Below are 14695 nucleotides of genomic sequence, written 5' to 3'. Positions count from 1 at the left end.
GTAACGCGATGCAAATTAACCGTGATGATGTTTCGCAAATTATTGAACGTTAACAAATAAGGTCAGCATCCGGCTGGCCTTAAGATTTTTCTCTTTCCCTTTTCCCTTCCCTCTGCCATTTTTATATTCCTTATGTCGTGATTATAAAAAGGAAACGGCTATGCAATATCACCGTATACCCCACAGTTCGCTGGAAGTCAGCACGCTGGGGCTTGGCACGATGACGTTTGGTGAACAGAACAGCGAAGCCGACGCCCACGCACAACTCGACTATGCCGTCGCTCAGGGCATTAACCTTATCGACGTTGCCGAAATGTACCCAGTACCTCCGCGCCCCGAAACGCAAGGGTTAACCGAAACCTACGTCGGCAACTGGCTGGCGAAACATGGCAGCCGCGAAAAGTTAATTATCGCCTCCAAAGTGAGCGGACCGTCGCGCAATAATGACAAGGGCATCCGCCCGGATCAGGCGCTGGATCGGAAGAATATCCGCGAAGCGCTGCATGACAGCCTCAAGCGCCTACAGACTGATTACCTCGATCTTTATCAGGTGCACTGGCCGCAGCGCCCGACCAACTGCTTCGGCAAACTCGGTTATAGCTGGACGGATTCTGCGCCTGCGGTTTCGCTGCTGGATACGCTGGACGCACTGGCAGAGTACCAACGCGCGGGAAAAATTCGTTATATCGGCGTGTCGAACGAAACTGCATTTGGCGTAATGCGCTACCTGCATCTGGCGGACAAACACGATCTGCCGCGTATTGTCACCATTCAGAACCCTTACAGTCTGTTAAACCGCAGTTTTGAAGTAGGTCTGGCAGAAGTCAGCCAGTATGAAGGGGTCGAACTGCTGGCCTATTCGTGCCTGGGTTTCGGCACGCTGACCGGGAAATATCTCAATGGTGCAAAACCCGCTGGCGCACGTAATACGCTCTTTAGTCGGTTCACCCGCTATAGCGGTGAGCAAACGCAAAAAGCCGTCGCGGCGTATGTTGATATCGCCAGACGTCATGGCCTTGATCCTGCTCAGATGGCGCTCGCGTTTGTTCGCCGTCAACCGTTTGTTGCCAGCACTCTGCTGGGCGCAACCACGATGGATCAGCTGAAAACTAACATCGAAAGTTTGCATCTGGAGTTAAGCGAAGACGTATTAGCTGAAATTGAAGCGGTACATCAGGTTTATACTTATCCTGCACCATAAAGATTAACGCCGGTTAAAACCGGCGTTAAATATTAATGACGGCGCTGCCAGATCCACAGCGCCGTTATTGCCAGCGCAAATAGCGCACCGAAGCCAATGCCAATGGGCACGACCGGGATGCCTACCATTACCGCCAGCGAGTAAATGCCCAGCATCAACAACATGGCGCTGTTTTCGCCAAGGTTTTGTACTGCAATCGCATTCCCCGCCCCGACGCTTTTTTTACCCCGCTCCTGTAGCAACGCATTGAGCGGAACGACAAAAAAGCCCCCCAGCACGCCAATCAGCATCAACAAGGCATAGGCTGGCAGCAGCTCGTGTTGCAGGGAGAAAATCAGTACCACCACGCCAATCAAAATCCCGGCTGGCATACAGCGTGACACGGTTTCCAGCGTAACCAGCTTCGCTGCCGCACCTGCGCCAACCACGATACCAATCGCTACCATCGCGTTGAGATAGGTCGGCGTAGCGTTATCGGTAATGCCCAGCGCCACCGGTACCCACAGCACCAACAGGAAACGCAGCGTGACACCCGCTCCCCAGAATAAACTGGTGCCCACCAGCGAAAAACGCGTTTCACCATTGCACCATAGCGAGGTGCAGGCATTCAGGAAACTGCGGGTCATGTTGATGAGATTCCAGGACTGCCCCGGACGCGCCGCCGCCAGTTTGGGAATGTAGATATTGGCAACGACCGCACCACCGTAGGCCAGTGCGCATGCGGCCAGGGCGACCAGGACATGCCAGTCAGCCAGCACACCACCGGCTACGGAACCGAGTAAAATCGCCGCTATGGCAGAAGCTTCCATTAAACCGTTAGCTTTTACTAACTTACTACCCGTGGTTAATTCGCCGAGAATACCGTATTTCGCCGGTGAATAGGCTGCAGCACCAACACCCACCAGCGTATAGCCGAGAAACGGATTGATACCAAAGCAGATACTGGCTGCGCCCAGCAGCTTCAGGCCGTTGGCAAACATCATCACCCGGCCTTTGGCGAAGCTATCCGCCACCTGCCCGACAAACGGCGCCAAAAGAATGTAAGCACCTACAAACACCATTTGCAGGATGGGCTGGCTCCACTCCGGATAGAACTGCGCTTTCAGTAACGCCAGAGTGGCAAACAGTAGCGCGTTATCGCCAAACGCAGAGAGAAACTGCGCCACGATAACCGCTTTCATCCCCTTCGACCACAACGAAGTGTTAGTGTGCACTGACTCACTCATCGTGTTGTTCCGCTTCGTCTACCCAGCTTTTCAACGTGACAAAGTCAGGTTTGCCGCTGCCAAGTAATGGCATCTGTTTCAGATAGCGAATATCGCGCGGTACAGCAAGCTCCGGCACGCCGTGCTCGCGGGCATACTGTTGCAACTTATCGCGCGTCAGTTCGTTATCTGTGGTGAAAAGCACCAGTGCCTCGCCTTTGCTGGCATCGCTCTTAATCGCAGTGGCATGGACTTTATCTGGCGAAACACCAAGTGCCAGTTGTTCCACCATTTCCAGCGACACCATTTCGCCTGCAATTTTGGCAAAGCGTTTTGCGCGGCCCTGAATCTGCACAAAGCCCTGCTCGTCAAAACGCACAATATCGCCAGTGTCATACCAGCCGCGCTCCATTTCGCCGCGAACATTCTCGGCGGTGGGCACTTCCAGTACACCTGGCTTCTCCACCCGCAGATAGCCGTTCATTATGTTCGGCCCTTTCAGTTGCAGGCGTCCGCCCTCTTCGATACCAGGGACCGACAACAGGCGTGCATCCATTCCTGGTAGAATACGCCCTACCGTACCGGGTTTCGCCGCCATCGGTACGTTGATAGAAACGACAGGCGCGCATTCGGTCACACCGTAGCCTTCAAGGATGCGCAGGCCAAATTTATCCTGCCAAAGCTGTTTGGTACTTTCTTGTAGTTTTTCTGCGCCTGCCACCACATAGCGTAGACGATAGAAGTCATACGGGTTGGCGAAACGCGCGTAGTGACCGAGGAAAGTCGAGGTACCGAACAACACGGTGCAACTGCGGTCATACACCAAGTCCGGCACAATGCGGTAATGCAGCGGGCTTGGATAAAGGAACACTTCTGCACCTGTAAGCAGTGGCGTAAACAGGCCTACCGTCAGCCCAAAGGAGTGAAACAGCGGTAATGCCGACATAAAGCGATCGTTGGTGGTGAAGTCGGCAATCGTTTTAATCTGCTCGACGTTCGCCAGAATGCTTTTATGGCTATGGACGACGCCTTTTGGATGGCCTTCAGAACCGGAGGTAAAGAGGATCAGCGCCTCTTCTTCCGGCTGCTGTTTTACCTGCGCCAGGCGCGGCATCAGCAAATGAGCGAAGATCCATACTTTGTCGGCAGTGGTGACATCTGCTTTTAAATCTTCCAGATAGACCCAGCGCACCTGAGTAAGTTGCTCCGGCAGATGCCAGAGTTTGCCTTTATCGAGAAACTGGCGGGAAGTGAAGATGGTTTTGATTTCAGCCGCCGTAATAGCACTGGTCAGCCCTTTTACCCCGGCAGTGTAGTTCATCATTGCGGGAATGCGGCGACGCGCGATGGCCCCAAAAATCACTGCCGCACTGATGCCTGCATTGGGCAGCATTAAGCCGATGCGTTCGCCTTCAACACTGTATTTTTCAAGGATGCGTCCAACAAACAGCGTTTTCGTAAGCAATTTGCGATAGGAGTCTGGGGTAAAGTTGACGTCTTCGACACATTTCTTCCCGGCTCCGAAGCGGTACATTGCACTCAGTAAAGATTCGTACAGAGTTTCACGCGGGCGCACCGCCATACGCGCTTCCATCATTATTTGATGCAGCATTTCGCCAGCGATTTTGCGACGGTCACGGGCACGCGGCGCATCCGGCATCGCCACCTGCGTTGGAGGCAAAATATGCAGAGTAATTTGCGGGAACAAGCGACGTTTAACCAGACCTTTCAGGCGGCTGAAGTGCGTAAGTTCCGCCCCTTCAATACGCACAGGAATAACCGTTGCACCAGACTTCGCCGCGACAAAACCCGCGCCATCGTAGATTTTCATCAGCGAGCCTGTAGTGGTGATGCGTCCTTCAGGGAAAATCACCACTGGTCGGCCCTGTTCCACCAGACGTACCAGATGTTTAATAGCCATAGGTTGCGTCGGGTCGAGAGGAACAAAGTCGATAAATGATTTCAGCCAACGCATATACCACTGTTGGCTTATTGAGGTGTAAACGGCAAACACTGGACGCACAGGTAAAAACAGTCCAAGCAAAATGCCATCAATAAAAGAGACGTGATTAGGCGTAATTAGAACGCGCTCGCCCTTCAGTGCCTGGGTGTCACCCGTAACGCGAACGCGATACAAAACACGGCACAAATTTCGAAAAAAGCTAAAAAGCATTCCAACTCCCTTTGCTCTGATTCAGTAAAAGCGAATGGAGGGAGATTACACGAGATAAAGAACGCGAGCGACAGTAAATTAGGTGCGAAAAAAAACCTGCGCATCCGCGCAGGTTGGTGCAAGAGACAGGGTACGAAGAGCGTACCGAATAATCTCACCAATCAATACCTCTGGGATCACCACTTTAGCAACCTGAAGCCAAACGCCACCAGCGGTCAATCGCAACAGCGTTTCGCAAAGTGTAACCAAAGGTTTGCAATCTCTTTTTTTGTCTTACTTATTTGCGTTTGGCTCACATTCCCACGATGAAAACACGCCACCCCTTGAACCAACGGGCGTTTTCCGTAACACTGAAACAATGTAAGCGTTTACCCACTAAGGTATTTTCATGGCGACCATAAAGGATGTAGCCCGACTGGCAGGCGTTTCAGTCGCCACCGTTTCCCGCGTCATTAATAATTCACCCAAAGCCAGCGAAGCTTCCCGGCTGGCTGTGCATAGTGCAATGGAGTCTCTTAGCTATCACCCGAACGCCAACGCCCGTGCGCTGGCGCAGCAGACCACTGAAACGGTCGGTCTGATCGTTGGTGATGTTTCCGATCCGTTTTTCGGTGCAATGGTGAAAGCGGTCGAACAGGTGGCTTATCACACCGGTAATTTCTTATTGATTGGCAACGGTTACCACAACGAACAAAAAGAGCGTCAGGCTATTGAGCAACTGATCCGCCATCGCTGTGCTGCGTTGGTCGTCCATGCCAAAATGATCCCGGATGCCGATTTAGCCTCATTAATGAAACAAATGCCCGGTATGGTGCTGATCAACCGTATCCTGCCTGGCTTTGAAAACCGTTGTATTGCTCTTGACGATCGTTACGGTGCCTGGCTGGCAACGCGTCATTTAATTCAGCAAGGTCATACCCGCATTGGTTATCTGTGCTCTAACCACTCTATTTCTGACGCCGAAGATCGTCTGCAAGGGTATTACGATGCCCTTGCTGAAAGTGGTATTCCGGCCAATGATCGGCTGGTGACATTTGGCGAACCAGACGAAAACGGCGGCGAACAGGCAATGACCGAGCTTTTGGGACGAGGAAGAAATTTCACTGCGGTAGCCTGTTATAACGATTCAATGGCGGCGGGCGCGATGGGCGTTCTCAATGATAATGGTATTGATGTACCGGGTGAGATTTCGTTAATTGGCTTTGATGATGTGCTGGTGTCACGCTATGTGCGTCCGCGCCTGACCACCGTGCGTTACCCAATCGTAACGATGGCGACCCAGGCTGCCGAACTGGCTTTGGCACTGGCGGATAATCGCCCTCTCCCGGAAATTACTAATGTATTTAGTCCGACGCTGGTACGTCGTCATTCAGTGTCAACTCCGTCGCTGGAGGCAAGTCATCATGCAACCAGCGACTAACCGCAGTTAAAGCAATTCCAGCGCCAGTAATTCTTCGATGGTCTGGCGACGGCGAATCAACCGCGCCTGACCATTATCAAACAGAACTTCTGGTAACAGCGGACGGCTATTGTAGTTGGATGACATTGATGCGCCATATGCCCCTGTATCATGCAGTACCAGATAATCACCTGCCTTCACTTCCGGCAAGGCGCGGGTTTCAACATTTCCCCCTTCCTGCTGGGTAAAGACATCGCCCGATTCACATAACGGCCCGGCGACGACGGTTTCCACCGTTGGCGCGTGTTCCAGAGAACGACCATCAGCTGCCAGGGCACTGATATGGTGGTAACTACCGTACATTGCCGGGCGCATCAGATCGTTGAACCCGGCATCAACCAGCACAAAGTGGCGGCTACCCATTTGTTTGACGCTCCGCACCTGAGTAATTAATACGCCAGACTGCGCTACCAGGAAGCGACCCGGTTCAATTTCCAGTTTCACAGGGTGGCCCAAATGGCGAGCGATTTGCTCACGCGCGGCATTCCACAGACCATAATAATGTTCGGTATCAACCGCCTCTTCACCCTGTTGATAAGGAATAGAAAGCCCACCGCCCGCAGAAATAGCCTGTAAATCCTGACCGAATTCGATGACCTGACGCACCATAGCACCACACACCTGCTCCAGATGGGCATAATCAACGCCAGAACCAATGTGCATGTGAATGCCGACTAGCTGCAGATGATGACGTTGTATCACGTCCAGTGCGGCGGGCAGATCGGTGTACCAGATACCGTGCTTGCTGTTTTCGCCACCGGTATTGGTTTTTTGGCTATGTCCGTGACCAAACCCCGGATTAACGCGCAGCCATACCCGATGCCCTGGCGAAACCTGGCCCAGTTGGTCGAGCATATCAACAGAACCCGCATTCACCGGAATTTGCAATTCACTGACGCGTTCAAGCGTCGCCTGATCGATAACATCTGCCGTAAAAACAATATCATCGGGGTGCGTTTGCGGATTGTAACCCGCCGCCAACGCACGCTCTATTTCGCCTAACGAGACGGAATCCACTTTCACGCCCTGCTCACGCATTAAGCGCAAAATATGAATATTGGAACAGGCTTTCTGTGCAAAGCGCACCACTTCAAACTGTTTCAGCGCTGCTATCTGCCGACGAATAATTTGCGCATCGTAGACCCACACCGGGCAGCCAAATTCAGCGGGCAAACGCAGCAGATTTTCGGCGGTGAGATCGGTATCGGTGCTGAACAGTGAATGTGGCATAACAAACTCCAGATGAGTGCTTTTTTATGATTACGCCACATCATAAAAAGAATAAAAAATATCGATTTATGTCGAATCTATGCAAAAATGATATGGATTACCGGATTGCGAGAGAGCGCTAATGGCCGCCGTTAACTTACGTCATATTGAAATTTTTCATGCGGTAATGACCGCCGGAAGCCTGACTGAGGCAGCACACCTGCTACACACCTCACAGCCAACCGTCAGCCGCGAACTGGCGCGCTTTGAGAAGGTGATCGGGCTGAAATTGTTTGAGCGCGTACGTGGACGATTACATCCTACCGTGCAAGGACTGCGTCTGTTTGAAGAAGTGCAACGATCCTGGTACGGACTGGATCGCATTGTCAGCGCCGCAGAAAGTCTGCGCGAGTTTCGCCAGGGAGAACTGTCTATTGCCTGCCTGCCGGTCTTTTCGCAATCTTTTTTACCGCAGCTCCTGCAACCCTTTCTGGCACGTTATCCCGATGTCAGCTTAAATATCGTGCCCCAGGAATCACCGCTACTTGAAGAGTGGCTCTCGGCCCAGCGTCATGATTTAGGACTCACTGAGACACTCCATACGCCTGCGGGAACAGAACGTACCGAATTACTCTCTTTAGATGAAGTGTGTGTGTTACCTCCGGGTCATCCGCTGGCGGTAAAAAAGGTATTAACGCCGGATGATTTTCAGGGTGAGAATTACATCAGCCTTTCCCGTACTGACAGCTATCGCCAGTTGCTGGATCAGCTATTTACTGAACATCAGGTTAAACGACGCATGATCGTAGAAACCCACAGCGCCGCGTCAGTCTGCGCAATGGTACGGGCGGGGGTAGGTGTTTCGGTGGTTAACCCGCTCACCGCACTAGATTATGCGGCAAGCGGTTTAGTGGTGCGGCGGTTCAGTATTGCGGTTCCGTTCACCGTCAGCCTGATCCGCCCCCTGCACCGCCCGTCATCAGCGCTGGTTCAGGCGTTTAGTGGGCATTTACAAGCGGGGTTACCGAAACTGGTCACTTCTCTTGACGCTATTTTGTCGTCAGCTACGACAGCATAAAAGCGACAGCATCCTCGGCATGGATCGACGCGGTATCAAACACAGGCAAAACACTGCGCTCTTCTGGCACCAGTAAACCAATTTCTGTGCAGCCAAAAATGACGCCCTGTGCGCCCTGTTCTGCAAGGCGAGCAATCACTTGCGCATAATAAGCGCGTGACGCTTCGGTAAATTTCCCCAGACACAGTTCTTCAAAAATAATCTGATTAATTTTCGCCCGTTCATCCGCTTCAGGAATAAGACAATTGATGGAAAATTGTTCCGTCAGCCGCCCGCGATAAAAATCCTGTTCCATGGTGTAACGCGTACCCAGCAGCGCCACACGAGTCATTCCGGCCCCGGTAATTGCACGTCCGGTGGCATCCGCAATGTGTAAAAAAGGCAGAGTGCAACGTGACTCAATGGCATCCGCCACTTTATGCATCGTATTGGTACATAACACAATACCTTCTGCGCCCGCCCGCTGTAAGCCAAGCGCCGCCTCAGCCAGAATGTCCCCGGTTTTATCCCATTCCCCGCGACGCTGGCACTCTTCTATTTCATGAAAATCGACGCTATGTAGCAGCATTTGCGCAGAGTGAAGCCCACCAAGCCGCTGTTTAATGCCTTCATTTATCAGACGATAGTAAGGAATGGTGGATTCCCAGCTCATTCCTCCCAGCAAACCAATTGTTTTCATTCCTCTCTCCTGATGTGTGTTACCGCAACAAGGCTGAATAAGGAACGAGACAAACGCCTCAACGGCCAGGTGCCCAATCTCTATTAACGAAAAAAGGGCCGGATGTACAGCACATCCGGCCCGTGAAATCAGACGCCGATATTTCTCAACTTCTCGCCTGCCATCAGTTTGCGTTCGATATGTTCCAGCGTGACATTTTTGGTTTCCGGAATGAGCCAGAAAGTAATGCCCACAAACGCAATGTTCAACGCAGTGTAGAGCCAGAACGTACCGGCAGCGCCAATGCTATCAAGCAGTGTCAGGAAGGCCGCGCCGATAATCATATTCGACACCCAGTTTGTCGTCGTCGAACAGGTAATACCGAAATCGCGGCATTTCAGCGGCTGAATTTCAGAGCACAGGATCCACACCACTGGCGCGGCGCTCATCGCATAACCGGCAATACACATCATCGTCATGCCAACAGAGAGCCAGGACAAGCCACTGGAAGCCGTACCGTTATCAAACTGCATCAGGCAATAGCCCAGCACCAGAGTGCCTAACGCCATCACGCTGAAACCAATTTTCAGAGCCGGTTTACGACCTGCTTTATCTACCGTAAAGACCGCAATGAAGGTCGCGAACATAAAGGTCAGTCCCACGACCAGAGTCGCAATCATCTGTTGTTCTGTGGTCGTAAAGCCCGCCATTTTGAAGATACGCGGCGCGTAGTACATGATGATGTTCATACCGGTAAACTGCTGCATCGCCTGCAACAACATACCGAGAAACACAGCACGACGGACGTTACGGTTGATCTTAAACAGTGCCCAACCGCCCTGTTTTAACTTCAGGCTTTCACGAATTTCGTTGAGTTCTTCTCGCGCTTTTTCCGACGTATCGCGCAGCATACGCAACACTTCTTCCGCCTCAATATGACGCCCCTTTTCCGCCAGCCAGCGCGGGCTATTTGGCAGGAAGACCACCAGAATAATCAGCAGAACTGCTGGTAAAGCAAGAACCCCAACATTGCGCGCCAGTTACCGCTATAACTGAACGCTGTATCGGATAAAAACGCCAGCACGATGCCGAGTGTGACCATCAACTGGTACATACTGATCATCTTACCGCGAACGTACTTGCCATTTCAGAAAGATACAGAGGAGCGGTGTAAGACGCGATCCCGACAGCAATGCCCAGCACCACACGAGCGGCGATTAACATCTCTACGCTGGTCGCAAAAGCGGACCCTATAGAACCGAGTACAAACAGGATGGCCCCAGGCGGAACGACAGCCAACCATTAAACAGCGCACCAATTGCTGCGCCGAGCATCATGCTACTAACCACCCATTCCTGCAAACGACTGGTCAGCACAAAGTGATCGGTAATGAACGGCAACGCTCCGGCGATTACGCCGATATCAAGACCAAATAACAATCCTGCGACCGCAGCAGCTACCGAAACAAACATATTCATACGCCGCGTATCACGCAAAGAACGTGGCGTTAAAGCAGATTCCGTATTGATAGTAACCATTTTTTCCTGCCAGCAGAGAGTAAGACATTGTGAAAAAATACGTGAACAATTCACACAGGTGTCAGGTCGGAAACAGCATAAATATGGATTAAATTGCTGCGACATGCCGTTATGTGATGGATATTCCAATTTTAAAATTAAGTTGAATTATTGAGATTATTATTAACCACCTAATTTTAAAGTAGATAAAATTCATAAAGTTCATTAATTGATAATTGATATGGATTATTTCATAACCATGATATGGATTATGATGATCTAGAGATATAAAAAACCCTGCCATGCGGCAGGGTCATAAAAGTAAGAGGAATGAATTAACGCGCCAGCCAACCGCCATCCACAGCAATGGTATAACCATTTACATAATCTGAAGCGCTGGAGGCAAGAAACACTACCGGCCCCATCAGGTCACTCGGCAGTCCCCAACGGCCAGCTGGAATGCGATCGAGAATTTCCGCGCTACGTTGTTCATCTGCCCGCAGTTGTTGGGTATTGTTGGTCGCCATGTAACCCGGAGCTATCGCATTAACATTAATGTTGTGTTTAGCCCATTCGTTTGCCATCAATCGCGTCACACCCATCACTCCGCTTTTTGATGCGGTATAAGAAGGCACACGGATCCCGCCCTGGAAGGAGAGCATTGACGCGATATTGATAATCTTGCCGCCATTGCCTTGCGCGATAAAGTGTTTCGCCGCTGCCTGAGACATGAAGAATACGCTCTTGATATTCAGGTTCATGACATCGTCCCAGTCTTTTTCGCTGAACTCGAGAGCGTCTTCGCGGCGAATCAATCCGGCGTTATTCACCAGGATATCAATATGACCAAATTCAGCTACCGCGCGATCCAGCAGTCCAGGAATGCCATCAATCTTTCGCAGATCGGCGGTCAGGCTTAAAAAACGACGCCCCAGCGCCGTGACCTGCTCGATGGTTTCAGTCGGTTCAACGATGTTAATGCCAACAATGTCACAGCCCGCTTGCGCCAGCCCCAACGCCATCCCCTGGCCCAGCCCAGTATCACAACCAGTGACGACCGCAACTTTACCTTGGAGAGAAAATGCACTTAAAATCATAACAACACCTTATTCGTTTATGCCCACAACTAGCGCAAATCTTTAACGGCCACATGGTCCATATCATTAAAGACCTGGTTTTCACCGACCATGCCCCAGATAAAGGTATAAGCTTTGGTTCCGACGCCGGAATGGATCGACCAGCTCGGGGAGATCACCGCCTGCTCGTTATGCATCACAATGTGACGCGTTTCTTGCGGCTGCCCCATCATGTGGAAAACGCAGGCGTCATCATCCATATTGAAATAGAAATAAACTTCCATCCGGCGCTCGTGGGTGTGACACGGCATGGTGTTCCACAAGTTACCTGGAGCCAGCTCCGTCAGCCCCATACTCAATTGACAGGTTTCCAGTACATCCGGGACAAAATATTTGTTAATCGTGCGACGGTTACTGGTGAGGTTATCGCCTAACGTGACTGGAGATACTTCGTCCGGTGTGACTTTTTTGGTGGGATACGTCGTATGCGCGGGTGCGCAATTGTAATAAAACTTCGCCGGAGTGGCGGTATCAATACTGGCAAAGACAACTTCTTTTGCACCTTTACCAACATACAGGGCGTCGCGGTGACCGATTTCATAGCATTGACCATCGACAGTAATCGTACCGGCACCGCCAATATTGATAACACCTAACTCGCGACGTTCAAGGAAATAGCTTACGCCGAGTTGTTTACCAACTTCCCCGCCAACGGAAACCGTTTTAGTTATCGGCATAATGCCGCCAACAATAATTCGGTCAATGTGGCTGTAAACCATGGTGTACTCATCGGCGACAAATACCTTTTCAACCAAAAATTCATTACGCAGCCCTTGGGTATCCAGCGTTTTTGCGTGCGCACCGTGGATGCTCTGTCTTACGTCCACATCAACCTCCGATAATCAGTGAAGCGTGAAAATAGAAAACGATAGTGAAACACTGTTTCGTTTTCTCTATAAAGGGATGATATGCCCATGGGCTAGGGTTTTCAATTAAAAATAAAACAATGTTTTATTTTTAATTTAAGGATTAAAAAAAGTGCAGTGTCGATCACGAATATGTCATGAGAATGGAAAAATGAGGGAGCCCAGAAAATGTATGTCGACTTGCCAGCCATCATTATTCAACAGATTAATGACGGCAGATATTTATCGGTAAGGAGGAAATGCAGAGCTACTCGTCACGTTCAATGGTCAATGCCACGCCCTAGCCCCCGCCGATACAAAGCGTTGCCAGCCCTTTGCGGGCATTACGTTTCACCATTTCATGAACCAGAGAAACCAGGATTCGGCAACCGGAAGCGCCTATCGGGTGACCGAGTGCGATCGCGCCACCATTGACATTGACCCGACGCTCATCCCACTCAAGCATCTTGCCAACCGAAAGCGCCTGTGCAGCAAACGCTTCATTAGCCTCGATAAGATCGACATCAGCCAACTGCCAGCCTACACGCTCCAGGCAACGGCGGGTCGCATACACCGGCGCAATTCCCATCAATGCCGGATCTACACCAACGCTGGCAAATGCGCGGATGCGGGCCAGCACGGGTAAATTCAACGCTCGTGCTTTGGCTTCGCTCATCATCATTACCGCAGCTGCGCCATCGTTTATGGATGATGCATTCCCCGCGGTCACAGAACCGAGACTATCAAATGAAGGATTTAAACGGGCTAAACCTTCTGCACTGGCGTCAGTGCGTGGCTGTTCATCGGTATCAACAACCAACGTCTGACCGTTACTTTGGATCATTACCGGGACGATCTCATCTTTAAATCGTCCGGCGTCAATCGCCGCTCGCGCTTTTTGTTGCGAGCTAAGTGCGTAAGCATCCTGCAACTGACGGCTGATGCCATATTCGCGAGCCAGATTTTCGGCGGTGACACCAATATGATAATCATTGAAGGCATCCCACAACCCATCATGCACCAGACTGTCAACCAACTGGCTATTGCCAAGCTGTGCACCGGTGCGGCTATCAGTCAGAACATGTGGTGCGCGGCTCATGTTTTCCTGGCCACCGGCGATGACAATATCAGCCTCGCCACACTGTATCGCCTGAGTAGCCAGATGCAGTGCTTTAAGACCGGAACCGCAAACGTCATTAATCGTGATTGCAGAAACGCTGTTAGGAAGACCACCTTTAATAGCCGATTGCCTTGCCGGATTCTGCCCTGCCCCTGCAGTCAACACCTGACCAAGAATTACTTCATCCACCGCATATGCAGGAACGCCGGTACGTTCTATTAACGCTTTCACGACCAGACTACCAAGTTCCACGGCGGAATGACCCGCTAACGCACCACGAAAGCAGCCGATAGGTGTCCGTAACGCCCCGACAACCACAACGTCTTTCATCACAACCTCGCACCAATTAACAGTGCAATAGTAAATGATTGTTAATTACAGTTATCTTAATTGTTTAAAAAAAGTGATTTTTATCACAAAGGAAATATGCCTGAGCAGTAGTCAGAGTCATAACTGGCACGTAAGGTTTGCAACCACTAACCCACCAATAGATGGGTAGATAGGGCGTTAATCTCCCATACTTAACTTGGTTTATGGTAAATTGCCCTCCATTTTGTTTAATTTGTAGATGATACGTTCAGATAATGTCTAATATTTGGTCTAAAGAAGAAACTCTGTGGAGTTTCGCGCTCTACGGCACAGCCGTTGGTGCAGGCACGCTATTCCTTCCTATTCAGTTAGGTTCGGCAGGGGCTGTGGTCCTGTTTATTACTGCTCTGGTCGCCTGGCCTTTAACATATTAGCCACATAAAGCCTTATGCCAGTTCATCCTCTCATCAAAAACATCAGCAGGTGAAGGGATAACGGGCGCGGTAACACACTACTATGGCAAGAAGATTGGTAATCTGATTACCACGCTGTACTTCATCGCCTTTTTTGTCGTCGTGTTGATATATGCAGTGGCAATTACCAACTCACTTACGGAACAGCTGGCAAAGCATATGGTTATTGATCTTCGCATCCGTATGTTGGTGAGTCTGGGTGTTGTATTAATTCTGAATCTCATTTTTCTGATGGGACGTCATGCCACTATTCGGGTAATGGGATTTTTGGTATTCCCATTGATTGCCTATTTCTTATTTCTTTCCATTTAC

Annotated in this window: 10 protein-coding genes and 2 pseudogenes; 4 read left to right on the top strand and 8 right to left on the bottom strand. The window is 50.7% G+C overall.

Annotated elements, in window-relative coordinates; translation table 11 throughout:
* Positions 1-160 precede the first annotated feature (160 nt).
* A complete protein-coding gene (locus tag ACUU1I_RS15460) occupies positions 161-1201 on the top strand; it encodes an NADP(H)-dependent aldo-keto reductase (protein WP_001199295.1) in 1041 nt (346 codons plus the stop codon).
* Positions 1202-1233: 32 nt separating this feature from the next.
* Here the strand turns inward: ACUU1I_RS15460 and lplT are convergent, their stop codons facing one another.
* Entirely contained in the window at positions 1234-2427 is a 1194-nt protein-coding gene (lplT, locus tag ACUU1I_RS15455) for a lysophospholipid transporter LplT (protein WP_000004636.1), read from the bottom strand.
* On the bottom strand, positions 2420-4579 hold the full coding sequence (gene aas, locus ACUU1I_RS15450) for a bifunctional acyl-ACP--phospholipid O-acyltransferase/long-chain-fatty-acid--ACP ligase (protein ID WP_000899047.1): 2160 nt from the start codon (positions 4577-4579) through the stop codon (positions 2420-2422). The genes lplT and aas overlap by 8 nt, the downstream gene beginning before the upstream one ends.
* A gap of 388 nt (positions 4580-4967) precedes the next feature.
* On the opposite strand from aas, the gene galR reads away from it, so the two are divergent.
* Entirely contained in the window at positions 4968-5999 is a 1032-nt protein-coding gene (gene galR / locus ACUU1I_RS15445; protein WP_000201050.1) for an HTH-type transcriptional regulator GalR, read from the top strand.
* Between the two features lie 6 nt (positions 6000-6005).
* On the opposite strand, the gene lysA is transcribed toward galR, so the two are convergent.
* The gene (gene lysA, locus ACUU1I_RS15440) at positions 6006-7268 is read right to left on the bottom strand and encodes a diaminopimelate decarboxylase (protein ID WP_001120739.1); all 1263 of its coding nucleotides are present in this window, start codon (positions 7266-7268) and stop codon (positions 6006-6008) included.
* 121 nt (positions 7269-7389) lie between these two features.
* Between lysA and lysR the strand changes: the two genes are divergently transcribed.
* The gene (lysR, locus tag ACUU1I_RS15435) at positions 7390-8325 is read left to right on the top strand and encodes a DNA-binding transcriptional regulator LysR (RefSeq protein WP_000741828.1); all 936 of its coding nucleotides are present in this window, start codon (positions 7390-7392) and stop codon (positions 8323-8325) included.
* On the opposite strand, the gene ygeA is transcribed toward lysR, so the two are convergent.
* From ygeA to ACUU1I_RS15410, 5 genes and pseudogenes are all read right to left on the bottom strand, one after another.
* On the bottom strand, positions 8312-9004 hold the full coding sequence (gene ygeA, locus ACUU1I_RS15430) for an amino acid racemase (protein WP_000848639.1): 693 nt from the start codon (positions 9002-9004) through the stop codon (positions 8312-8314). The two genes, lysR and ygeA, sit on opposite strands and share 14 nt — an antisense overlap.
* Positions 9005-9132: 128 nt before the next feature.
* A pseudogene (araE, locus tag ACUU1I_RS15425) lies at positions 9133-10521 on the bottom strand (arabinose-proton symporter AraE).
* A 314-nt stretch (positions 10522-10835) separates the two neighbouring features.
* Positions 10836-11597 carry a 2-dehydro-3-deoxy-D-gluconate 5-dehydrogenase KduD gene (gene kduD, locus ACUU1I_RS15420; protein WP_000603535.1) on the bottom strand — a complete coding sequence of 254 codons (762 nt, stop codon included), beginning with the start codon at positions 11595-11597 and terminating at the stop codon, positions 10836-10838.
* A gap of 29 nt (positions 11598-11626) precedes the next feature.
* Positions 11627-12463 carry a 5-dehydro-4-deoxy-D-glucuronate isomerase gene (kduI, locus tag ACUU1I_RS15415; RefSeq protein WP_000383213.1) on the bottom strand — a complete coding sequence of 279 codons (837 nt, stop codon included), beginning with the start codon at positions 12461-12463 and terminating at the stop codon, positions 11627-11629.
* A 319-nt stretch (positions 12464-12782) separates the two neighbouring features.
* The gene (locus ACUU1I_RS15410) at positions 12783-13931 is read right to left on the bottom strand and encodes an acetyl-CoA C-acetyltransferase (protein ID WP_000656067.1); all 1149 of its coding nucleotides are present in this window, start codon (positions 13929-13931) and stop codon (positions 12783-12785) included.
* Positions 13932-14185: 254 nt separating this feature from the next.
* On the opposite strand from ACUU1I_RS15410, the pseudogene ACUU1I_RS15405 reads away from it, so the two are divergent.
* A pseudogene (locus ACUU1I_RS15405) lies at positions 14186-14695 on the top strand (aromatic amino acid transport family protein); the annotation flags it as partial.

The organism is Shigella sp. SIG3 (assembly GCF_053555855.1).
The sequence above is the reverse complement of the archived record's forward strand: the minus strand, read 5'-3'. Positions and strand labels throughout refer to the sequence as shown.

Excerpts from the sequence above, each read along its gene's own strand:
- ACUU1I_RS15460 (WP_001199295.1), top strand. The coding sequence starts at position 161 with ATGCAATATCACCGTATACCCCACAGTTCGCTGGAAGTCAGCACGCTG.
- lplT (WP_000004636.1), bottom strand. The coding sequence starts at position 2,427 with ATGAGTGAGTCAGTGCACACTAACACTTCGTTGTGGTCGAAGGGGATG.
- aas (WP_000899047.1), bottom strand. The coding sequence starts at position 4,579 with ATGCTTTTTAGCTTTTTTCGAAATTTGTGCCGTGTTTTGTATCGCGTT.
- galR (WP_000201050.1), top strand. The coding sequence starts at position 4,968 with ATGGCGACCATAAAGGATGTAGCCCGACTGGCAGGCGTTTCAGTCGCC.
- lysA (WP_001120739.1), bottom strand. The coding sequence starts at position 7,268 with ATGCCACATTCACTGTTCAGCACCGATACCGATCTCACCGCCGAAAAT.
- lysR (WP_000741828.1), top strand. The coding sequence starts at position 7,390 with ATGGCCGCCGTTAACTTACGTCATATTGAAATTTTTCATGCGGTAATG.
- ygeA (WP_000848639.1), bottom strand. The coding sequence starts at position 9,004 with ATGAAAACAATTGGTTTGCTGGGAGGAATGAGCTGGGAATCCACCATT.
- kduD (WP_000603535.1), bottom strand. The coding sequence starts at position 11,597 with ATGATTTTAAGTGCATTTTCTCTCCAAGGTAAAGTTGCGGTCGTCACT.
- ACUU1I_RS15410 (WP_000656067.1), bottom strand. The coding sequence starts at position 13,931 with ATGAAAGACGTTGTGGTTGTCGGGGCGTTACGGACACCTATCGGCTGC.